The organism is Acidithiobacillus marinus, from assembly GCF_002847505.1.
Classification (GTDB): Bacteria; Pseudomonadota; Gammaproteobacteria; order Acidithiobacillales; family Acidithiobacillaceae; genus Acidithiobacillus; species Acidithiobacillus marinus.
The window spans coordinates 1-21,789 of the sequence record NZ_MXAV01000010.1 but is presented as its reverse complement, the minus strand read 5'-3'; the positions used below and the strand labels follow the sequence as shown (position 1 = coordinate 21,789).

Genomic DNA, 21,789 nt, shown 5'->3' with positions numbered 1-21,789 from the left:
CACCCCCGCCTGACGGCCCTAAAACTGGTGAACAACAAACCGCATAATTCCATCAAGTATAACATACCAAAGCGTATGTGGGACAAGCGCAACAGAAATTAGGCGGTTTTCCCGCGCGAAAGAAAGAAAAACAGGAAATTGGCAAGCCTTGGCGCCAGCTTCGGTCGTAATAGACGGGCATCATAAGCGGCAAAGCGCCGCTCATTTTCGGCCCGGCACAAAGCCAGTAACTGGGTCAGATTGATATCGCTGCTGACCTGCTCATGACCGGTCATGGTAAAATTTTCTTCCTGATGATCATTCAGCCCCCGAGCCGTCTGAATACGCGCCCAGGCTTGCATGGCAATTACCTGAATACGCTGATATTCCAGCACGATTTTTTTCCAGAAGGGCAGGCGCCGGCGATGCCATTTCAACCAGTTGATGAAAAAAATAATATGTCGGGCTTCTTCCTGCATCACTGGCTCAAATATATCGACCAAATCCGGAGGGAAAAACCCGGATTTTTTCGCAGCGGCAAACAACCCAAAAGCAAAATAAGAGTCCAGACATTCCCCGTAACCCGTGTATAAAAACTCCCAATAGGGATCCCGCAGGGGCGGCGGCGGCGGGGAAGGTGGAATCTGGATATTATAATGGGATACCAACGCCTGGAGCAGTTCCGAATGGCGCTGCTCCTCACGACCATCCAGAGCCACCGCAGCGCGCACCACCGGGTCCGGTTCCCGCTCGGCCATACTCTGGACCATACGCGCAGTCACACTTTCCGTTGCCACCGCCTCGCCCCAGAAAGGCAAGGACTTGACCCGCTGTTCCGCAGCCGCATCCAGTTCAGGCCAGGGCATGTTTTTAGGATCAAAATGCACATGCGTGTCATGCATGAACTGACAAAACAAATCTCGATGTTGCTCAGAACCCAGTTCTAAGGCTGCTGCCGTCATGAAACCCCCTCTTCACCACTTGGAATTCTCAACCATCGCCGGCGCATATAATGACCCTCTGATATGGACCATGACAAGAGCACCGGAATACCCAGGAACAGTTCCCGCAAGCGCCGCGCCAAGGCGTAGGCCAGGGCCAGGTCCGGCCCGATGCCCATGAAGCTGCCTAGCAGGACGAACCCACCTTCCTGAACGCCTATGCCTCCAGGAACCAAAAAAGCGGCACTGCGCAAGGCCTGTCCCAGACTTTCCAGCAGCAAGGCTGCCCAGAAAGGGATGGGATGATGGAGCAACTGGAAAGTCACCCACACCTCTGCGGTTCCTGCCAGAAAACTCGACAGTTGCCAGAAATTGGCCACGAGCAGCGACCATCCCCTGCCATACAAGGTCCGGATCTCAGCATCCAGCAATGTCGGATCAGTTATATTCCCCAACAGATCATAGCCACCCAGTAGTTTTTTTCCGATCAACTGCAACAAGCAGAACAGTCCCTTGTGCTTTTGTAACCAGTAAAAAACACCTAACACCGGTAATGACAGAAACAATACCCCCAAAACCTCCAGAACTAGCAAGTGATTAGTGAGTGCAACCATCAAGACGACGATGCCCAGCAAGGTAAACAGCACCTGACTCAACAGGGTCAGAGTGACCTCTACCATGATACTGGCACCCGCCACGTAAGGAGAGAGCCCATGTTGCGCAAGCAGACGAATACCCAGCAGTTCACCACCGACACGGGCTACGGGGAGCAGACTATTCACCGATTCACGCACTAATGCTACCCAGAGCAGCAATCCAAAGCGGGCACGGGACTCGCTACTGAGCAGCCATTTCCAGCTCAAGGTATCCAGTGCCAAGGGCAGCAAATGAAAGGGTACAAGCCACAGCAAGCTCCAGCCAGCGACAGCCAGCAAGGCCATGATCCCTATCAGGCCAGCATGGAGCACCAGATATACAGCGAGAGCCAGCCCCAATACCCCTGAGAGCAAAATAAAAGCCATCTGCCTCACGGCCTAGCTTCCCTCATCCTGTTCAATTCCCTCTTCACGGGGTGAAGGCGTACAGAGCAGCATCAACGTCGGCAAAATGATCAAAATGCACAACAGCACTATGGCCAGAGCCAGGCTTAAGGCCTCTCCAAGACTGGCCATGCCCGGATCACGAGAAATGGCCATGCTGCCAAAAGCGCTGAGGGTGGTCAGTCCGCTGAAAAATACAGCCAGCGGTGTTGAAGTACCCAGCAAATGGGCCACGTCCACCCCATTGCGCCAGCGCACCACAAGATAAATGGCAAATGCCACACCCAGGCCGATGAGCAGGGGCAGAACGATGATATTCCCCAGATTGAAACTCAATCCCAGCAGACTCATGGCCGCCACGGTAAACAGTGCTGCCAGCAACAGGGGGATCATGATCAGCAGCACATCGCGGTAGCGCCGCAAAGCCAGTAACAACAAAATGCTGATGCTGGCCAGCGCAATATAGGTAGCTTCCTGAAAAGCGCCGAGTACCGCCTCGCCCCCTTGAACCAGCATCACTGGAGTTCCAACAGCCTGCGGCTCGACCTTGAGAACGCTTTTCACAAAACGGTACATGGCCGCATTACTGCTCAGATCTTCCTTGGGGAAAATTTCCACCCTGGCCTGCCCGGAAGGACCCAGATAACGCTCCCGGAGTGCTGCCGGCAAGGTTTTCAAAGTAACCGGTCCCGCCATCAAGGCCATTCCCAGCTCCTTCAGCTCGCCGGGTAAAGTGCCCATCACGCTGTTTTGCAGCGCATCGATAGCGTGGGGATGACCGCCTTCCTGGCGCAAAAACTGCTGCAAATGATCGGCCAGTTGCGTAGCCACCTTACCGTGCGCAGAATCGTGACCATCTTTATTGGCCAGAGAACGTAATTCCTTAACCAGCTTTTCGAGTTTTTTGCCTGTGTCAGCCGCTGGTGGCTTGAGTGAGGTCGGCATCATCAGCGAAAAGGGGGGCACCACAATTTGCAAATTCTGTAAAATGGCCAGCTTTTCTTTTTGCTTGCTGGGGATATAGCTTTGCACCGTCAGCGCCCGGGCAACCGTTGGCAACTGTTTGACACGATGCGCCACAGCCTGAGCGGCATCCAGATCAGGAGCCAGCACTTCCATCCGGTAAGGCGCCGTATCCGGATTGGCCAGCAGCTTCTCAAAAACCTTCACCCCTTCGGCATGCTGATCAATCATGTGCAAGGGATTGAAGTCAAAAGTGGCATGCATGGCCAGAGGAATCGCCCCCAATGCCAACAACGTGACCAACCCCAGAATCCAGTAGGCATAGCGATGAATTGGATGCTTCGCCAAGGTTGGAATTACCCGAAAATGCGGATAATAGGCAGTATTCTTTGAACCCTGGACAGCAATCGGCCACAGGGTCAGGTAGGCTGGCAGAAAAGTCAGGGTGAGTAACAGGGCAATAAGCATGCTGGTGCCGGAAATCAGACCCAGATCAACAATGCCGGCATAGCTGGTGGGCACAAAGGCGTAAAAGCTGAGCGCCGCCGCCACGGCGGCCAGCCCCAATGCCGCGCCCATTCCCTGGGTGACCCTTTGCATGGCCACCCGATGTACGGCTCCGTTAAACATTTCTTCCCGATAGCGTAGACAAAACTGAATGCCAAAATCCACGCCGAGTCCAATAAACAAAATGGCAAAGGCCACAGAAATAAGATTGAACGGACCGATAAAAAACAGGGCCCAGGCAGCCGTCAAAATAATGCCGGATACGAGCCCAATGAGCACACCTGACACCAGCTTGACCGAGCGCAGGGCAATACTGAGCAGGATGATTTCGAGACCAAGGGTCAAAGCCAGAGAGAATCCGGCCCCCTGACTCACCGTTTTCAGCTGTTCGGCATCCAGTACCGCACCACCGGTTATCCCGACACTCAGACCATGGGCGGCATTGAGCTGCAGACTTTGTAAGCCCGCGCGCAAAGCATGAATCCCCGCGCCTGCTGGCTGCAAGGACTGGAAATTCATGACCGGTTGAATAATGACAAAACGTTGGGCAGGACCAAGTTTGGCCAGACTCCCACCCATCATTTTGCTCCAGGAAAGCTGATATGGCTTGCCTTCCAGTTGCGCTGTCACTGCCTCATCCAGGGCCGTGAAAATAGCGGTCATTCCCGGCAACTGCACGCCGTTACTTAACCTTTGACTGATAGCCAGATTTAACAGGTCACTCAAACCACCAAGACTGGGATCAGCAGACAGCCGCGCGATAAGGGGCTGGGCGTTGGTGATCCGATTGGCAAATGCCTGCACCTGTGCTGGCGACAAATACAGCAACCCATTCCGCTCAAAAAAACTGCCTCCACCAGGCACGTACACACTGTGGAAATGTTGGGGATGGGCCCGCACCCAGTCTTCCAGACGTTTGACCGCCTCCGCCGTACTCTGGGGATTTTTCCCTTGCAGTACCACCACAATGGTATGTTGATCCTGGGAAAACACCTTATGGTAAGCGACTTCTCGCTTCTGAAAAGGAAGGTCCCGGGACAAGGCATTACTGGTGTTGGTATCTACCGAAAAATGCGTAAATGCGTAAAACAATGCCAACAGGGTAAGGAGCAGCAGGGTTCCAATCACCCAAATGGCGCGCCGCACAGAAAAATCCACCACCTGAACCATGAAATAGGCAATACCTTGGCCCATGCGTTCCAGGAAACGTTCAGCCGCTGATAAAATCACGGAATCGACCTCTCATAATCTGCTGCTCACGCAAATACTCCCCAACCAAGGGGCTCAATAATGCCGCATATTCTGCCTGAGGCTCATAGTCCGGCATCAACTTTTTCAGGAGCGGACTTTGTGTCGTCGCCGGATGAAAATAGATTTCGATCAAACCTTGCCGGGGCAAGCATTTCAGCAATTGCAACAAACGCAGCTCGGTCATATGCCCTGTGGCATCCAGGCCACAAAGTAAGTCATTATAAAGCAGCCCCCGATTTTCCAGCTGCCTGCGCATTCTGGCCAGCCAGGGGCGCAAAAAAAAAGCCCAGAAGGCCGGGGCAAAACCCTGTGCCCCGCCACATCTGGCCAGTGTCAGGGATTCCCAGGGTAGCCGCACCGCTCGCAGGGCAAAATCTCTGCCAATGTCCAACATCAGGCTCAACACGGTGGGATGCAAATGCAGATGCTTGTGTGCATTGGCATGATCCAGAACCAGGCCTGAGTCGGCAAAGGCCGCAAACTGGGCGCGAATTTCTGCGGCCAGTTGGCGACGCACCTTGGGCAGAAAAAAATAGCGTACTCCACGCAACCATAAATCAGCCGCAAAACGCCCGCTGCTATCCACCAGATCTGGAACCTGCTCCGCTGGCAACAGCGGAGTGCCATCCACCAGAGTCAGGTGCAAGCCCACGCCCAAGCCGGGAAGCTTTTTAGCCCGCTGAATGGCATCTGCCGCCGCAGGGGCCGCTACCATAAGACTGGCGGTGGTCAGCACACCTCGCTGGTATGCTGATTCCACCGCCGCATTGACCGCCAGATCCAGACCAAAGTCGTCGGCGTTGAGAATCAATCGCCGAGTGGGTGCCTGCCCCACTTCAGCCGTGGCGCTGCCGCAGGAAGCGCACAAACTCAACGCCCTCCCGCAAACGTCGCTTCATCATCTGTGTGCTTTTCAGCATTTCACCTGTGATTTCAGCAATTTTCCCGGCACGGAAGTAGAAACGTTTGTACATGGTTTCTACGGAATCAAATATTTCCGTGTGATTCAGGTGCGGATAACTCATCGGGCTGATCTGCACCCCCCGGTCATTGACCAGATGGGATTCATCTTCCTCGGTCAGCCAGCCCTGCTCCTTGGCCTGATTGTACAAAAAGGTCCCGGGATAAGGGGCTGCCAGCGACACCTGTATGGTATGCGGATTGATTTCCTTGGCAAATTCGATGGTTTTTTGAATGGTTTCCTTGGTTTCTCCGGGCAGGCCGAGAATGAAGGTGCCGTGAATGACAATACCCAGTTTGTGGCAGTCCGCCGTAAATTTACGTGCTGCCTCCACCTTGATGCCCTTTTTGATATTATTGAGAATCTGCTGGTCACCGGATTCATAACCCACCAGCAACAAACGCAGACCGTTTTCCCGCAATACCTTGAGGGTTTCATAGGGGACATTGGCCTTGGCATTGCAGGACCAAGTCACCCCCAGTTGGCCCAGACCCCGGGCGATTTCCTCCGCGCGTGGACGATCATCCGTAAAGGTATCATCGTCAAAGAAAATTTCCTTGACCTGGGGAAAGTTTTTCTGAATGTAGCGCACTTCTTCAACGACATTGGCAGCACTGCGGGTCCGGTAACGATGCCCGCCAACAGTCTGGGGCCAGAGGCAGAAGGTACACTGGGAACGACATCCCCGACCCGTATAAAAGGAAATATAAGGGTGCTTGAGGTAGCCGATGAAATAATCTTCAATATGCAGATCGCGCTTGTACACTTCCGACACAAAAGGCAGGGCATCCATGTCTTCAATCATAGCCCGGTCGGGGTTATGGATCAGTTGCCCGTCCTCAGCGCGATAGTTGATACCATCCACCTCACTCAGGGGACGGCCTTCGGCAATTTCCTTGAGGGTGTAGTCAAATTCTTCACGGGCCACAAAGTCCACGGCATGGCCAGCATCGCGCAGGGACTCCTCGGGTTCGACGGCGACCTTGGCACCAACCATCCCGATCATCATTTTCGGATAATGCTCCTTGAGCAATTCCGCCATGCGCACATCCGAAGAAAAGGAAGGCGTACTGGTATGAATGATGCACAATTCATAGGCAGCGGCCACTTCCAGGGTTTCTTCCACACTCACATCAGCCGGCGGGGCATCGAGCAGACGACTGCCGGGAATCATCGCGGCCGGCTGGGCCAGCCAGGTGGGAAACCAGAAAGAACGAATTTCCCGTTTGGCCTGATAACGGGAACCAGCACCACCGTCAAAGCCTTCAAAAGAAGGTGCCTGCAGGAAAAGGGTTTTCATCGTCATTATCTTGCTCCATCTTGGCCGCCCAGACGTCCGTCAGCACCGACCTTAAATTGTGCTCCCCGCCAGGCGACCTGCCGGGCAAAGAGTCCATGAAACCAAATCCACAGCCCCACAAAATCTGCCAGCAGAGCTATTACCCAAGTATCTGTTGCACTGAGTTTGTGCATAATTTGCCTATGGTACACGAGGCGCAACAAGAGGACCATACCCAGCGGTATGATCCCTCCCCATCCCGACCCCAGCAGGAGCCAGGGGGTCAGCAGCGTCACCAGCGGCAAAGGATAACTAAAAAAAGCCAAACGGTAGCCCATCGGCTGCACGCTGTGGGTCGTGCGCGCCCAACGTAAGGCATGTTGATAAAATACTCGAAAGTTGGCTTCCTGCACTCGGGTATCCACCACATAATCGGCAAGGATCGTAGCTTTACCCAGCTGGCGGGCATGGGCACCCAGCCAGTAATCATCAGCCAGTTGATCGGCCAGCCTTTGCAATCCGCCAAGCGCCTGCAGGGTAGAGCGCTGCAAGGCCATGGTTGCGCCTCCACAGAAAATATTGGGCCCCAGCCGGGTCGAAACCAGCACCGAGGGTAAAAAAAGACTGTTGATCTGACTGGCCAGCAACCGGGAAGCGAGGTTCGCTTCGGCCAGTCCCCGATACAGGCAGGTCAGCACCCCCGTGTGCGGGTCCGCCAACTGCGGCAGCAGCTGGCGCAGATAATGGGGTCCGACCACAATGTCGGCATCACTGATCAGCAGCAGATCATACTTACAGGCGCCGAGAATACCCGTGAGATTGTTGACCTTGGGATTACGCCCCGTTTTTTCTTCTGTCAGCACCCAACGCAGATCCAACTCAGGAAACTCTCGTTGGAGGCGCTGCACTACGGCAATGGCCGCATCGTCGGCATCCTGCACCCCGGCAACAATTTCATAGCAGGGATAATCCTGCAGACAAAAGCTGCGCAGGCAGGCATACAAATGCCCATCATCGCCATGCAAGGGCTTGAGCAGGCTCAGGGCGGGTAATGTTTCATCGGCAGCAAGCAGGGAAACACCATCTGCCTCGGTCAGCACCGGCCGCCAGGCCCGCAGCACCCACATGGCGAGAAGCTGATAACCCAGGGCCGCCATGGCCAGCAAGAACAACAGTCCCTGCAGAATCTCATCCATCATGATCACAAATAATGATGTTCGGCAAACCATTTCACCGCATCGCGCAAGGCTTCTTCGGCCGGACGATGCACATAATGCAGCTGCTCCTCAGCTTTCTGCGAGGAAAAATACATTTTATGGGCGGCCATGCGCAGCTCATCCAGGGTCACCAGGGGCGTCCCCCGCCCTTGCAGGCGCACCACACTCTCGGCGGTCCAGGCCAGAGGATAAAGCATCTTGCGCGGAATGCGCAGCAGCGGCGAACGTTTGCCGGTAAGACCGGCAATGCGGGTCAGAATGGCCTGCAAGGAAAGATTGTCGCCGCCGAGAATATAGCGTTGCCCCGGCTCACCATGCAGAAAAGCCTGCCAGTGTCCCATGGCCACATCATCCACATGCACCACATTCAGGCCCGTATCCACATAAGCGGGCATTTTCCCAGCTGCGGCATCCCGCACCAGGCGCCCGGTCGGGGTGGGTTTGCGATCCGCAGGCCCAATGGGTGTGGAAGGATTGACGATCACAATCGGCGCGGCCTCATGCTGACAGAGTTTGTGCAGCGCCTCCTCTGCCAGAAATTTGGAGCGTTTGTAATGCCCGATCATGTCCTCCAGCGTGGAAGGGGCAGCTTCATCAGCCACCCGGCCATCCGTATAATGCCCGAGTACTGCCACGCTGCTGGTATAAATGAAGCGCTCCACCCCCGCATCCAGGGCCGCCCGGGCCAGCCGTTCGCTCCCTTCTACATTAGCGGCGTACATGGATTGGGGATCGGGTACCCACAGGCGATAATCGGCGGCCACATGAAACACCAGAGAGCAACCGGCAACGGCTTTATCCAGAGCCCGGCCATCCGCCAGATCCCCCGGAAACGGCTCCACCTCCAACCCTTCCCAGTTGCTGCTGTCAGCCCCCGGACGATACAAGACCCGGACCTCCAGACCTTCGGCGAGCAGACGCCGGAGTACCGCCCCCCCCACAAAACCCGATGCACCGGTCAGCAGGGCTTTCATGACGGCCTCGCTGTTTCGAGATAAGGCTGGACCCGACGCAAACCCTGCAAGGCCGCCTGCATTTGTCGGCCCAGCCCCATGAGGGCTGGCAGGTCACCGGGATGATGCAGCAGCCCCCCCAACAAGGGCAGCCAGCGCGGCCGGCCATAGGCATCGACACTACGGGTGGCAGTGGCTGGCAGCGCCTGGCTGGCAGGGTCCACCACACTGCGCACTACCAGAAAGGGCAGACCTGCCCGGGTAGAGCACTCCGCTACCGCCCCGCTCTCCATATCTACTGCCTGGGCATCAGGATGTTCTGCCCGAAGTTGGGCCTTGGCGGCAATGGAAGCACAGGGCAAACTTACGGAACACAGGTCACCACCCGGCACCCGGGAAGAAAGCTGGTGCAAGAGGGTCATACGCCAGGCCGGGTCCACCGGCCAGTGGCGTCCATTCCAGACCACCTGTTCCGGCACCAGCAGATCTCCGGCCTGACAATCCGGATTCAGCCCGCCGGCGGTTCCCCAGGAGAGCAAAGCGGCAACACCAGACTGCAGTAATTGTTCAGCGGCCTGCTTGGCAGCTAAAGGCCCCATGCCCGAAATCACCATGCTGAGTTGATCACTGACCGCAATCATCCGTTGATGGCTTAAGGTGCCGGAATGAAGGGTCTGGGCTTCGGCATCCAGGGCCACCACTACACCTATCCGTGGGGCTGACATCCCAGATTCCGGAATCGGGCCAGAGCCCAGAGGGGAAAATACACGCTGTAACCGTGGTAAATGAGATAGAACACCTTGGGGAATCCCGGGGCATTGAAAAAAGGATCCTGCCAGCCCGAATGGCTATCCTGATGAGTCTCCAGCCAGTGAATTCCGCGCCGCAGCGCCCTGGAGCCCTTATCACCGGCCGCCATCAGGCCCAGACAGGCCCAGGCGGTCTGGGCGGCCGTGGAATCCTGTCCTGCACCGGCCAGCCCGGGTTCTGCGTAGGAATCGTTGTTTTCTCCCCAGCCACCATCGGCCTGCTGCATGGCCCGCAGCCAGTCGGCGGCCCGATCCATGGCCGGTTGCAGGGAAGGATCCTGCAATTCTCCCAGCGCCATCAGCACCGACCAGGTACCGTAAATATAATTGGTGCCCCAGCGACCAAACCAGGCTCCGGAAGATTCCTGTTCGCGGAGCAGATAGGCAACCGCCCGGCGCAGCACATCTCGATCCCGGGCCCGGCCCAGATAACCGAGAAAGGCCACGACCCTGCCGGTCACATCCGCAGTCGGAGGATCCAGCAGCGCCTTATGATCGGCAAAGGGAATTTCATTCAGATAATAATGGGTATTATCCACATCATAAGCACCAAACCCACCATTGCGGGACTGCATTCCCGCCAGCCAGTTGGCGGCTGTTTCGATACTCTCCTGATCCTCCGGGCGTCCGGCCCGCGCCAGCGCCCAAGCCACTGCTGCAGTATCGTCCAGGTCAGGATAGTAAGGGTTGGCATACTGAAAAGCCCAGCCGCCTCCCGCCAGATGGGGGCGCTGCACCTGCCAGTCTCCCGGCTCCTGACGAATCTGCCGCGCCTTCAACCAGGCAATGGCTTTTTCTGCCGCATCTCCCAGATTCTCGGGGCCATCAGCCTCGATCAGCGCATGGAGGGCCAGACAAGTATCCCAGACCGGAGACATGCAGGGCTGGCAGTAAGCATCATCGGCTCGCTCCACCACCAGTTTATGCAATGCCGCAGCGGTTGCCTGACGATAGGGATGTTCCGGGGCATAACCCAGCAGCTCCAGGGCCTCATGGGCATTGACCATGGCCGGGAAAATCCCGTTCAAACCGTCTTCTCCGTTGATACGCGCCGTAAACCACTGCTCGGCCCGACGTACGGCAATCCGGCGCAGCGCAGCGGGAATGCCCTTTTCGATCACCTCCCAGAAACGATCCAGGGCCAGAAAACTCCGGGCTACCAGCCCCTGACGGGCACAGGCAAAATAATCCTGAATTTGTTCGGGTGGCCGACGAAACAACTCACGAATATGCACTTTCAGAGGGTTTTTGGCCTGGGCCTTGAGACTGCACAAAATAAACAGCGGTACCATGACGGTCCGCGACCAGGACGCCACTTTGTAAATATGAAAGGGAAACCAGCGCGGCAGGAGCATGATCTCCACCGGGATGGAAGGCACCGCCCGCCACGGCACCTGGGCAAAAAGGGCCAGGGTAATCCGGGTGAACACGTTGGCGTGTTCGGCACCGCCGTGGGCGAGAATCGCCTCTCGGGCTCGGCGCATATGGGGCAGATCCGGGGCATCACCCGCTAGTTTCAGGGCATAGTAGGCTTTCACCGAAGCACTCAGATCAAAATGCCCGCCGTAATACAGCGGCCAACCGCCATGATCCGCCTGTTTACTGCGCAAATACACGGCAATTTTGGCCTCCAGGGCCGGATCCCGCTCATCCATGTAATGCTGCATCAGAATGTATTCCGCAGGAATGGTGCAGTCGGCTTCAAATTCAAAACACCAATGTCCGTCAGACGCCTGCTTTTCAAGCAGCAAGCGCCGCGCAGTCTCCAAGGCATCGGCGGGGGTCTGTTCGCGGCTTTGCGTCCGAAATGTACGCAGCATCTCGCCGGCCAAAGGCATTGGTTGCAACAAGCGATTCATGCCTGTGCAGCCAGCGGCGCGCACCGCAGGGGTTTGATCGCCGCCCGAAAACTGGCCAGCAACAGGGCATCCGAGCGGTGCATGAGCTTGGACAGGAGCACGACCCACTGTACGCTGTTGCGGCTGATTTTGACCTCAGCCCCGGCGGCAAAAGTCGGATTTTCGGCAATACGTCGCAAGGTCAACACCGCCATAGCCAGCGCCCAAAGACAAAAATCGCGCATGCCAGTCTGCGCTGCCGGAATCATCAGGGTATAGTGCAGCGCGTTTTCCAGATGTTTGGCCGCTATATCCAGCAAGATTTCCAGTCCCTCTTGAAAGCCAGGATCCTGGCTGCCCGGCTGCAGGCTGGCAATATCGCAACCGTACCGGGCAAAGAGGCTGGCGGGCATCCAGCTTACGCCGCGAGCCCAGTCATCCCAGATATCCTTGAGAATGTTGGTCATCTGCAAACCCTGGCCAAAAGATACAGCCAGTTTCTGCATTTCCGCTTCCCGGGAACGCAAACGGGGTTCGTATTCCACAAAGAGACTGGTCAGCATTTCACCAACTACCCCCGCCACCACATAACAGTAGCGATCCAGGGCCGGAATATCCGCCAGTCCCTGCCGGGAAGCATGCTGCTGGAACTCGGCCATGCCTGCCCCCATGATCCGCACACAGCGCGCCAGGGCGGCCTGCTCAGCAGGACTGAAACTGTGGGTAATTTGCACCACGTCGGCCGTATGACGCACCAGATCCAGCTCGGCAGCAGGCATTTCCCCGGACATTGCCGCTGCAAAGCCTTCGGCAAAAACAGCGGGGACTGTCCGCCCTTCCACGACTTGCAGGAATATCTCCTGCCAGTGGGCTTTTTCTTTCCAGAGCATGACGGGATCATCTTCGATGGTGTCAGCAATACGGCAAAGCAGATACCCATTACCCACGGTCGCCCGCAAGGCTTCCGGCAACTGCGGAATGGTCAACGCAAAAGTACGCGAAACAAGCTGCAGGTGTTGTTGCTGCCAGGCCAAGGCCTGATCGAGGGCTACCGACATGCAGCGGTCCTGTCCGGTGACATCCAAACTCCTTGTTCTATTTGTCCGGGTGCCTGTAGTGACCCGTTGCATCGCGGCAATGTAACTATCTCGCAACATTTCTGCAAGTATAGACCATGCATCTCCAATCAGGATTCGTCATCATCACCCAGACCATGCTTGCGAATCCGGTACCGCAAAGTCTCCCGGGTAATCCCCAGCATTTTTGCAGCGCGAGTGACATTACCCTCACTCAAACTGAGCACCTGCTGCAAAATCTGCCGCTCCATGGCCTCCAGATCCATACTGCCATCCATGGGCAAAATGATATGCTGTCCGTCCACCGGGCAACCTGCAGGCGCCGGACAGGCATGAGTGAGCTGACCCGGCAACTGCAACCACTCCATGGGTAACTCATCCGTCTCGGAAAACAATACCGCTCGCTCAATCACGTTGCGGAGTTCCCGGACATTGCCCGGCCAGTCATAAGCCTCCAGTGCTGCCCAGACTGCTGGACTGACATAATGCACATGCTTTCCGGCCTGCGCATTGAACTCAGCCACAAAATGCGGCACCAGCGCGTGCAGATCGTCCTTGCGCTCACGCAGGGAAGGCAGAGCGAGACGAAACACACTCAAGCGATGATAAAGATCGGCGCGGAAATCACCTGCAGTGACCTGGGCTTCGAGATCACGATTACTGGCGGCTATGAAGCGTACATCCACGCTAATGGCGCGATCCCCACCCAGCCGTCGCAAGTTGTGATCTTCAATGACCTTCAGCAACTTGGCCTGCAGATCCAGCTCCATTTCGGAAATTTCATCGAGAAACAGGGTTCCCCCGTTGGCCTGTTCCACCAGTCCGCGATGACGTACCGCCGCACCGGTAAATGCCCCCGGCTCATAGCCAAACAGTTCGGATTCAAGCAATTCCCGGGGCAAGGCTGCGCAGTTGATTTCCACCATCGGCCCGCCCGCCTGGGCACTGCTGTAATGCAGGATGCGTGCGGCCAGTCCCTTGCCGGTCCCGGTTTCGCCGGAAATCACCAGGGCACTGTAGGGAACCTGTGCCAGACGATCGAGCATGCTGCGCACACTGGCAGCGGCGCTACTTTCACCCAGATAGGTTTCCGGGCGATAGCGGCGGTGCTGGGACGAAGTATCCTCAGCCACCCGGCGCTGGGCACGGGCGCCCCGCCCCGCCGAACGCACCACCATCTCCAGGCGTTCCATCTCGCAGGGCTTTTCAAGAAAGTCATAGGCCCCCAGGCGCAAGGCCCGGACCGAATCGGGCACGCTGCCGAAAGCCGTCAGAAAAATCCATTCTCCCGTACCCGACCTTGCCCGGACTTTTTCCAGCAGATCGAGGCTGTTCCCATCCGGCAAATTGAGGTCAGCCAGAGTCACCAGCGGGCTGAGATCCTGCTTCAGCAGCAATTCCTCGGCATCGGCAAAGCGCTCCGCCCAATGCACTTCCCAGCCTTCCTTTTCAAAAAAGCGGCACATTTCCCGCCCCAGAAAAATCTCATCCTCAATGATCAGCAAAGCATCCGCCATGATCTGCTACTCCTTACCGGCAATTTCAGGACAGGGTAACAAAAGACACACTTCGGCACCGTGCGGTTCCCGGTTACGTAATTGCACCTCACCACCGAGGCTGCGCACAAAACGCCGAACCATGGACAAACCCAGTCCGGTACCCTGCTCCTTGCTGCTGGCAAAGGGACGAATTCCTTCGCGCAACAGGGTATCGGGAAAGCCCGGACCATTATCCGCGACAACCACCTGTAACCGCTTGTCGACCTGGGCAAGAGCCACACTGATCTGGCCCCCCTCACCCGCCAGAGCCTGCATGCTGTTGAGAATGAGATTGAGCAGTGCCTGGCGGAACTGATCCAGGGGCAGCAGGCAATCGCGACATTCTCCCGGCAACAGTTCCAGCTTGACCTGGGCGGGCATTTGATAGCGCAGCAGAGTCAGCAGGGTTTCCACGGTTTCCCGGGGGGCCACCCGGCGTCCCTTCTCATGGGCCTGCCGAGCACCGCGCAACTGCTGATCCAGGAGCCGGCTGACCCGGCGCAGCTCCTCTTCCATCAAACCCAGGCGCTCGGCCAGTTCGGGATCGCGAATTTCCCGACGAATATTGGCGCAGCCCACCTGCAATCCGGCCAGAGGATTGCGCAATTCATGGGCGAAAGCTGCAGCTGCTTCGCCAACTGCCGCCAGCCGCTCGGAACGGGCCACCGCTGCCTGTTGTGCCACCAGGGTATGCGCGGCCTCATTCACTTCCCGCTGCAAATCCTGCAAATACTGACGCCGGGTTTTTTCCAGGTCCTCCAGACGCCCGATCATGTGATTGTAATATTGCAGCAAGGGGCTGATACCGGGGTCCGCATGGGCTTCTGACACCCGCCGGAAAGCGCCGACTTCCAGGGAATGCATGGCATCCTGGAGGCGACGCAACGGTCCGAGAATACGCAGGCGAAAAAAAACCAGGGTCACCAGCACAAAAATCATGAAGGAAAACAGCGCTATCGCCGTGCCGATCAGGGTATAACGGGCATCATGGCCGGCCGCCAACACCAGCCTCCGGCCGCTGGCATGCTCTTGCATGCTGATATCCGAAAGCTGCAGCAAAGCCTCGGGTAATAGCCCCGCATCCTGGCGATGGACCAGCGCCTGCAATTTTGTCCAGTGCGGATTACCCCGGATTTTTTCCGGATGCGTTGCCGCTATTTTCTGCAGGTTCTTGCGGAGCACCAATAGCGCCGTGGCCGAACCCTGTTGCTGCCAGGTACGCAGCGTATCTTGGGAGGTCCGGGACAAATCCGCCATGTAGGCGGTATAGGCGTCCAGGGTGCGCAGGTCCTGGTTGGTATGTACCAGCAATATCCCCAAAAGCAGAAAAGCCAGCACCACAAACTGCACCAGGAGCACCCCGAGGGTCCGAAAAGGCGCAAAAGGTATGCGCGTGCGACCATCGGCACCACCAGGTAAGCGCAAAATCGCCATAAACTTAGGCGCCTGCTTCCCGGCTGGCGCTATCAGCCGGGGACAGCGCAGCAGGATGCTCGGCCCGGGCGGCCCGCCGCATCAATTGCTCGCTGGCCTGGCGCACGTCGGCTCCGGTATAGAGCACCCGATAGACCTGTTCAGTAATGGGCATCTCCACGCCCAGGCGCCGGGCCAAGCGAAACAGCGCCTGGGCACTGCGCACCCCCTCGGCTTCCTGGCCGATATCCGCCAGCACCTTTTCCAGGGTCTCGCCACGCCCCAAGCCAATGCCCACTCGTCGATTCCGCGACAAATCACTGCTCGCGGTGAGAATCAGATCCCCCGTCCCGGTCAGGCCCATGAAGGTTTCGGTGCGCCCGCCCAGCGCTGTTCCCAGGCGGTGCAGCTCGGCGATACCCCGGGTAATCAGGGCTGCCCGGGCACTATCGCCATTGTCCAGGCCATCGGAAATACCCGCCGCAATGGCCAGTACATTTTTGATGGCCCCGCCCAGACAAACCCCGGCCACATCATCGCTGCGATACACCCGCATCTGATCACTGACAAACACCCCTGCCACCCTCTGCGCCCGGACCATATCGTGGGAAGCAGCAGTCATGGCCAAGGGTTTGCCCAGCACCAGATCGTGGGCAAAACTCGGGCCGGAAAGGACCACCAGAGGCAATTGGCGGCATTCTGCCTGAACCACCTGATCCAGACGCAGGGCACTGGGCAATTCCAGCCCCTTGGCAGCGAGCACCAGCACAGTTTCGCTGGACAAATCCAGACAGGACAAGCTGTTCAGAAGACTGCGCAAGGCATGACTCGGGACCGCCAGGACAATACCCTCTGCCCCGGCCACGGCAGTGGCCAGGTCCGGCTCTACCCCTAAACCCGCAGGCCAGGGCAAATCCGGAAAAACCGGAGACAATCGGGAGGGATTGCTTCCGTCCGGCAAGCGTTGCGGGTTGCGCCCCCAAAGTCGCACGACCTGCCCTTGCCGACACAAATGTACCGCCAGCGCAGTACCCCAGTGCCCCGCCCCCAGTACCGCCCAGCTCATGGCTTCCAGCTCATGATTTACTGGGTCGTATGACCCATCTGTTCTTGCTGGGCCTGCTGAAACAGCGCCTCAAAGTTGACCGGATGCAGATGCAGCGGCTGGAAGCCACCCCGTCCGACCAGATCCGCCACCACTTCGCGGGCATAGGGGAACAAAATGGTCGGGCAATGCACCGCCACCAGAGCCGGCATATGCTCTTCGGGAATGTTCTGAATCCGGAACAGGCCTGCCTGCTGCACTTCAACAGCAAAATAGGTACTCTCACCGGCCTTGGCTTTGACCGTGACAGTCAAAGTCACCTCGGTCAGCCCATCCATGTTTTCGACCTGGGTGCTGGCGGTATTCAGGCCCACATCCACCGTCGGAGCCTCGGTCTGCACAAAACTGTGGGGCGCATTGGGTGACTCAAAGGAAATGTCTTTAACGTAAATCCGTTCAATCATGAATATTGCTTCTTGTTCTTCCATAAGACCCTTCTTTTCCGGAGTGACTGAAAATGATACGCCGCCCAGTCTACCCGAAGTTCCCCCTGCGGGGCTACGCCATGGCGTTCTTGAAGCCCTGTCCGGCTAACGCGGAGTTTTACCGTGATCGTACTTGCCAGACAGCGTGCATCTGTGTAGGATGCACAGCGCTGTCCAGGTCCCCATCGTCTAGTGGCCTAGGACACCGCCCTTTCACGGCGGTAACGGGGGTTCGAACCCCCCTGGGGACGCCAAATTAAACAGCAATCCAATACTTTTCGCATGGTTAGCTTGATTAAACCTTCCGGTTATGCTGCACTCATTTATGAGCACATGTGACATCTTTGTTCCAAAACTGAATTTATGCTCATAAAGTAACTTTTGGAGCCGTAACATGACCGAAACTGTCGAAAATCTGGTATTAGAGCATCTGCGAGTCATACGTAATGATCTCACTGCATTCCGTAGTGAAACACGCTCGGAACTGAGCGATATCAAACATCGGTTGGGGCGCGTAGAAGAGCAAATCGTCGGTTTGCGTCGTGATGTCGTCGGCGCCCAAAGAAGATACCTATCGGCAACAAACGCGTATTGATAAGATCATTACACGCATAGAACACATTGAGCGCCGCCTGGAGCTCTCCTGAACAGGGAATAGTCGGCGTCATCCTTCCGACGGCAATGACGGCATCAGATAATTTCGTTATTATCCGGCCCATTCATTTTGACGGCCAGCATCCTTTGGATTCAGCAGCACACACCCACATCATCCTCATCAACTGGAACAGCTTCGACAAAACCCGTCGCTGTCTCGGCTCTCTGGAGGAGCTGGCCCAAGCGCCTGATCATGTCTGGGTGATAGACAATGGCTCCACCGATAACAGTGCTAGCGGTCTGGAAAATTATCTGAAAAAATCACCCCTGTCCGCCACCCTGGTGCGTAGTGGTCAGAATTTCGGCTTTGGCGGGGGCTGCAATATTGGCATCCAGCGGGCCATGGAAGCAGGTGCCGACAGCTTCTGGCTGCTCAATAACGATGCCATCGCCGACACCCATGCCCTACAGTCCATGCAGGAAGCTTTGCATAGCGACCCCCGGATCGGCGCTGTTGGTTCGGTCATCTATGACCTGCACAAACCGGAAAGTGTCGAGGTCTGGGGCGGTGGGCAGGTATTACTGTGGGCGGGTCTCGCTACTCACTTCCATCATCCGGTCGCAGCTGCACGCCTGGATTACATTACCGGCGCCAGCCTGCTGCTTCGCCGACAGGCCCTGCAGGATGTCGGGCTTTTTGATGAAGATCAGTTTTTCATGTACTGGGAAGATACCGACCTTTGCCTGCGCCTGCGGCGAAGGGGCTGGAAACTGACCGTAGCCGCCCTGTCCCGCATCTGGCATGAACATTCCTCCAGCTTGGGGCGAGCACATCCTCTCAAGGACTACTATGTCACCCGCTCCACCGGAGCCTTTCTGCAGCGTTACACACGCTACCCCCGCGTAGCCTGGGCAATAGGCACCAGCCTGCGTCTGTTCCGCCGCCTCTGCAGTTTCCAGCCTGCCAACTGGCCCGCTATCCATCAGGCCTGGACAGGCCAGGATTATGCCGGAGAATACACAGATTACGCAGAACGTGAAGCCCGTCAGGAGCGCCGTCAACAATTACGCATTGCCATCGAAGCCAATACTCTGCAAGGCAAACGCGCCGGAATAGGACATTATGCCGAACAGCTTTGCGCGGCCCTTGCTGAAAATCCTAAAGTTCGCCTGAGTTATTTTACCGCTAACGGCTGGTCCACAAGAATGCCCTCCCCGGCTGGCCTGCATATTCCCAAACGCTTTGCCAGCACCTGGAAAAAAAAGATTCCCATGGGCCGCAGCCTGCAATTAATCCTGCAACAATGGCAGTTGCGCAAACTATCACAGCAATGGCACCCCGACGTGATCCTCGGCATCAATTACATCCTCCCCAAAACCGCAAGGCCCACAGTGCTGGTTGTGCACGATCTCTCGCACCTGCGCCATCCTGAAATGCACCCACCAGGCCGCGTACGCTTTCTACAAAAACATTTGCGTCCCACTCTGGCCAGAACCAATGTCATCCTGACCATCTCCCGATTCAGCAAACAGGAATTGCTCCACTATTTTCCCGAGCTGGCGGGTCGCATCCGCGTTATTTATCCCGGCATCGCCGAGCGCTTTCGTCAGCCCAGCACCGATGAACAGCAACGCGCCCTGCGCGCTGCACTGGGCGGCGAAACCCGCCGATACTTTCTGTTTCTTTCCACCCTGGAACCGCGCAAAAACGTGGAACGCCTGCTCCGCGCCTATGCTCTGCTCCCCGACAATGTCAAAAGTCAGCACCCTCTGGTGATGGTCGGACAAATGGGCTGGCAGGAGTCGCGCTTCGCGCCCATGCTCGACGCCCTCATCCAGCGCGGCGAAGTGCTGATGCCCGGTTACCTGCGCGACGAACTCCTTCCGGCCCTCTACCAGGGTGCCCAGGCATTGCTCTACCCTTCCCTTTACGAAGGTTTTGGCCTACCCCCCATCGAAGCTATGGCCTGCGGCTGTCCTGTACTGGTCAGTCAGGTCACCGCCATGCCCGAAGTCTGCGGCGATGCGGCCATTTATTGTGACCCTCTGGACGAGGCATCCATCCGTCGGGGCATTCTACAGTTGCAGGATGACGCCCTCTGCCAAAAACTGGCTGCACAAGGCCGCGCCCATGCCGCCCGGTTTACCTGGCGGGGCGACAAAACCGCTGCCCTGCTCAATGCCGCAGTGCGGGCCAGTTCTTGACCTGTCTAGTCATAAAGGCTAAGTTTCTGCATCCTTTTTTCGTATGAGAGCGCCTGGTGCCTAACCCGATTGCCGCTACATTCCGCCCCTACTGGCAATATCGCGACCTGGTTCGCAATCTGGTCATCAAGGATCTCAAGGTACGTTACCAAGGCGCCGTGCTGGGATTTTTCTGGTCCCTGGGCAACCCTCTGGCCCTGATCCTGCTCTATGATTTTGTCTTTACTCATGTGTTTCGCAGTGATCTGCCCAACTATATTTTGTATCTGGTTGTCGGTGTCTTGCACTACAATCTGTTTTCCCAGGCAGTCAGCCAGAGTTGCGAAAGCTTGACCAGCGCCTCCGGTCTCATTCAGAAAATCTACTTTCCGCGTATTCTGGTGCCTACCTCCAGTCTGCTGTTCACCCTTGTCTTATGGGTAGTTGCCATTCTGATCCTGGTGGTGCTCTATCCATTTTTGGGCGGAATCTACCATTGGGGTTTGCTACTCTACCCATTGATCTTGGGGTTGTATGTTGCTTTCATCTGGGGAATTGCCTTGGCTTTCTCGGTGCTGCAAGTGGAATTTCGAGACCTCAAACATTTGGTGGACATTGCCCTGATGTTTGGCTTCTGGTCTGCTCCCATTGTCTATGACATTAACGTCCTCAAACCGCCGTTTCTGGAGATCATCTCCATGAATCCGCTGACTCAGTTCATGGATCTCTTCCATGCCCTGCTCTACGCGGGCACTCTCCCCGCCCTGAATCATGTGCTCATCGCCAGTGCTTGGACCCTCGGCGCGGTGAGCGTCGGTATGGTCTTGTTCCGCCGCAAGGCTCGGCATCTGGTGGAAGACCTCTGATGCCACCCGCCATTATTGTGGAACACGTCAGCAAGGAATTTATTCTCCGTCACAACCGCGCCATGGGGTTAAAAACCCGCTTTCTGAGCGTGTTTCACAAAAACAAACGGGAAAAGCGCGAGCATTTTCTGGCCCTGGATGATGTCAGCTTCACTCTGGAGAAAGGGGAAGCCCTAGGCTTGTTGGGCCACAATGGATCTGGCAAGAGCACCCTGCTGCAAATTATCGCCGGGATTTTGCAGCCCAGCAAGGGCCGCGTCATTACCAACGGACGAGTAGCGCCATTGATTCAATTAGGCGTGGGCTTCAACCCGGAATTGACCGGCTACGAAAATATATTTCTCAATGCCAGCCTCTATGGCTTTCTCAACAAGGAAATCAAAAGGCGTGTCAAAAGCATCATTGAATTTTCGGAGCTGGAGCATTTTATCGATGCGCCTCTGAAAAACTACTCCTCTGGTATGCAGATGCGCCTTGGTTTTTCGGTTGCTGTGAACCTGCAACCGGATATCCTTCTGGCGGATGAAATACTGGCGGTGGGAGACCAGGCTTTTCAGGATAAGTGCCTGAATAAGATTGCGGAAATGCGGAGGAACGGGATGTCTTTGATTTTGGTTTCGCATAGTCAGGAGCAGGTGAACATGTTTTGTGATGCATTCTTACTATTAGATCACGGTCAAGTTGTTCATCGTACCAAATAAAAAAGCAAAATCATGATACCAAAAGGTATATTAAAAATCACTTCGTAAAAGTAAAGTGAAAGAGGCTTTTGTAGAGGAGGTTGTAATGAATCACCCCAATCCATTTATTTATAATGAAACAAAAAAGGTTCCTCGTCATTTCAAGTGGG

The 21,789-nt window shown here is 56.4% G+C and carries 18 protein-coding genes and 1 tRNA gene; 5 read left to right on the top strand and 14 right to left on the bottom strand.

Annotated elements, in window-relative coordinates; genetic code table 11:
• Positions 1 to 98: 98 nt before the first annotated feature.
• The 14 genes from B1757_RS03625 to secB form a co-directional block, all read right to left on the bottom strand.
• Positions 99 to 941, bottom strand: coding sequence for a ferritin-like domain-containing protein (locus B1757_RS03625; RefSeq protein ID WP_101537025.1), 843 nt, complete (start codon positions 939 to 941; stop codon positions 99 to 101).
• The gene (locus B1757_RS03620) at positions 938 to 1,942 is read right to left on the bottom strand and encodes a lysylphosphatidylglycerol synthase domain-containing protein (RefSeq protein ID WP_101537024.1); all 1,005 of its coding nucleotides are present in this window, start codon (positions 1,940 to 1,942) and stop codon (positions 938 to 940) included. Before B1757_RS03620 ends, B1757_RS03625 begins: the two co-directional genes overlap by 4 nt.
• Positions 1,943 to 1,954: 12 nt before the next feature.
• Complete coding sequence (locus B1757_RS03615) at positions 1,955 to 4,660, bottom strand: MMPL family transporter (protein WP_101537023.1); 2,706 nt, start codon at positions 4,658 to 4,660, stop codon at positions 1,955 to 1,957.
• Positions 4,641 to 5,555, bottom strand: a complete 915-nt coding sequence (hpnK, locus tag B1757_RS03610; RefSeq protein ID WP_253253690.1) for a hopanoid biosynthesis-associated protein HpnK — start codon at positions 5,553 to 5,555, stop codon at positions 4,641 to 4,643. Before hpnK ends, B1757_RS03615 begins: the two co-directional genes overlap by 20 nt.
• Positions 5,518 to 6,948 carry a hopanoid biosynthesis associated radical SAM protein HpnJ gene (gene hpnJ / locus B1757_RS03605; protein ID WP_101537022.1) on the bottom strand — a complete coding sequence of 477 codons (1,431 nt, stop codon included), beginning with the start codon at positions 6,946 to 6,948 and terminating at the stop codon, positions 5,518 to 5,520. Before hpnJ ends, hpnK begins: the two co-directional genes overlap by 38 nt.
• A complete protein-coding gene (gene hpnI / locus B1757_RS03600) occupies positions 6,948 to 8,120 on the bottom strand; it encodes a bacteriohopanetetrol glucosamine biosynthesis glycosyltransferase HpnI (protein WP_253253689.1) in 1,173 nt (390 codons plus the stop codon). The genes hpnJ and hpnI overlap by 1 nt, the downstream gene beginning before the upstream one ends.
• A 2-nt stretch (positions 8,121 to 8,122) precedes the next feature.
• Positions 8,123 to 9,112 carry a hopanoid-associated sugar epimerase gene (gene hpnA, locus B1757_RS03595; RefSeq protein WP_101537021.1) on the bottom strand — a complete coding sequence of 330 codons (990 nt, stop codon included), beginning with the start codon at positions 9,110 to 9,112 and terminating at the stop codon, positions 8,123 to 8,125.
• Positions 9,109 to 9,816, bottom strand: a complete 708-nt coding sequence (locus B1757_RS03590) for a phosphorylase family protein (protein WP_101537020.1) — start codon at positions 9,814 to 9,816, stop codon at positions 9,109 to 9,111. Before B1757_RS03590 ends, hpnA begins: the two co-directional genes overlap by 4 nt.
• Positions 9,798 to 11,759, bottom strand: coding sequence for a squalene--hopene cyclase (shc, locus tag B1757_RS03585; RefSeq protein WP_172437583.1), 1,962 nt, complete (start codon positions 11,757 to 11,759; stop codon positions 9,798 to 9,800). The genes B1757_RS03590 and shc overlap by 19 nt, the downstream gene beginning before the upstream one ends.
• Complete coding sequence (locus B1757_RS03580) at positions 11,756 to 12,796, bottom strand: phytoene/squalene synthase family protein (protein ID WP_101537019.1); 1,041 nt, start codon at positions 12,794 to 12,796, stop codon at positions 11,756 to 11,758. Before B1757_RS03580 ends, shc begins: the two co-directional genes overlap by 4 nt.
• Positions 12,797 to 12,924: 128 nt before the next feature.
• Positions 12,925 to 14,331 (bottom strand): sigma-54-dependent transcriptional regulator, encoded by a 1,407-nt coding sequence (locus B1757_RS03575; protein ID WP_101537018.1) that lies wholly within the window; start codon positions 14,329 to 14,331, stop codon positions 12,925 to 12,927.
• A gap of 6 nt (positions 14,332 to 14,337) precedes the next feature.
• Positions 14,338 to 15,786 carry a sensor histidine kinase gene (locus B1757_RS03570; protein WP_101537017.1) on the bottom strand — a complete coding sequence of 483 codons (1,449 nt, stop codon included), beginning with the start codon at positions 15,784 to 15,786 and terminating at the stop codon, positions 14,338 to 14,340.
• A gap of 4 nt (positions 15,787 to 15,790) precedes the next feature.
• Complete coding sequence (locus B1757_RS03565; RefSeq protein ID WP_101537016.1) at positions 15,791 to 16,831, bottom strand: NAD(P)H-dependent glycerol-3-phosphate dehydrogenase; 1,041 nt, start codon at positions 16,829 to 16,831, stop codon at positions 15,791 to 15,793.
• Positions 16,832 to 16,848: 17 nt separating this feature from the next.
• Entirely contained in the window at positions 16,849 to 17,298 is a 450-nt protein-coding gene (gene secB / locus B1757_RS03560) for a protein-export chaperone SecB (RefSeq protein ID WP_101537015.1), read from the bottom strand.
• A gap of 175 nt (positions 17,299 to 17,473) precedes the next feature.
• On the opposite strand from secB, the gene B1757_RS03555 reads away from it, so the two are divergent.
• From B1757_RS03555 to B1757_RS03535, 5 genes are all read left to right on the top strand, one after another.
• A tRNA-Glu gene (locus B1757_RS03555) sits at positions 17,474 to 17,549 on the top strand.
• Positions 17,550 to 17,689: 140 nt separating this feature from the next.
• A complete protein-coding gene (locus B1757_RS03550; protein ID WP_216360813.1) occupies positions 17,690 to 17,890 on the top strand; it encodes a hypothetical protein in 201 nt (66 codons plus the stop codon).
• Positions 17,891 to 17,916: 26 nt separating this feature from the next.
• Complete coding sequence (locus B1757_RS03545) at positions 17,917 to 20,094, top strand: glycosyltransferase (RefSeq protein WP_253253688.1); 2,178 nt, start codon at positions 17,917 to 17,919, stop codon at positions 20,092 to 20,094.
• Positions 20,095 to 20,150: 56 nt separating this feature from the next.
• Complete coding sequence (locus B1757_RS03540; protein WP_101537014.1) at positions 20,151 to 20,939, top strand: ABC transporter permease; 789 nt, start codon at positions 20,151 to 20,153, stop codon at positions 20,937 to 20,939.
• On the top strand, positions 20,939 to 21,640 hold the full coding sequence (locus tag B1757_RS03535; protein ID WP_101537013.1) for an ABC transporter ATP-binding protein: 702 nt from the start codon (positions 20,939 to 20,941) through the stop codon (positions 21,638 to 21,640). Before B1757_RS03540 ends, B1757_RS03535 begins: the two co-directional genes overlap by 1 nt.
• Positions 21,641 to 21,789: the final 149 nt, after the last annotated feature.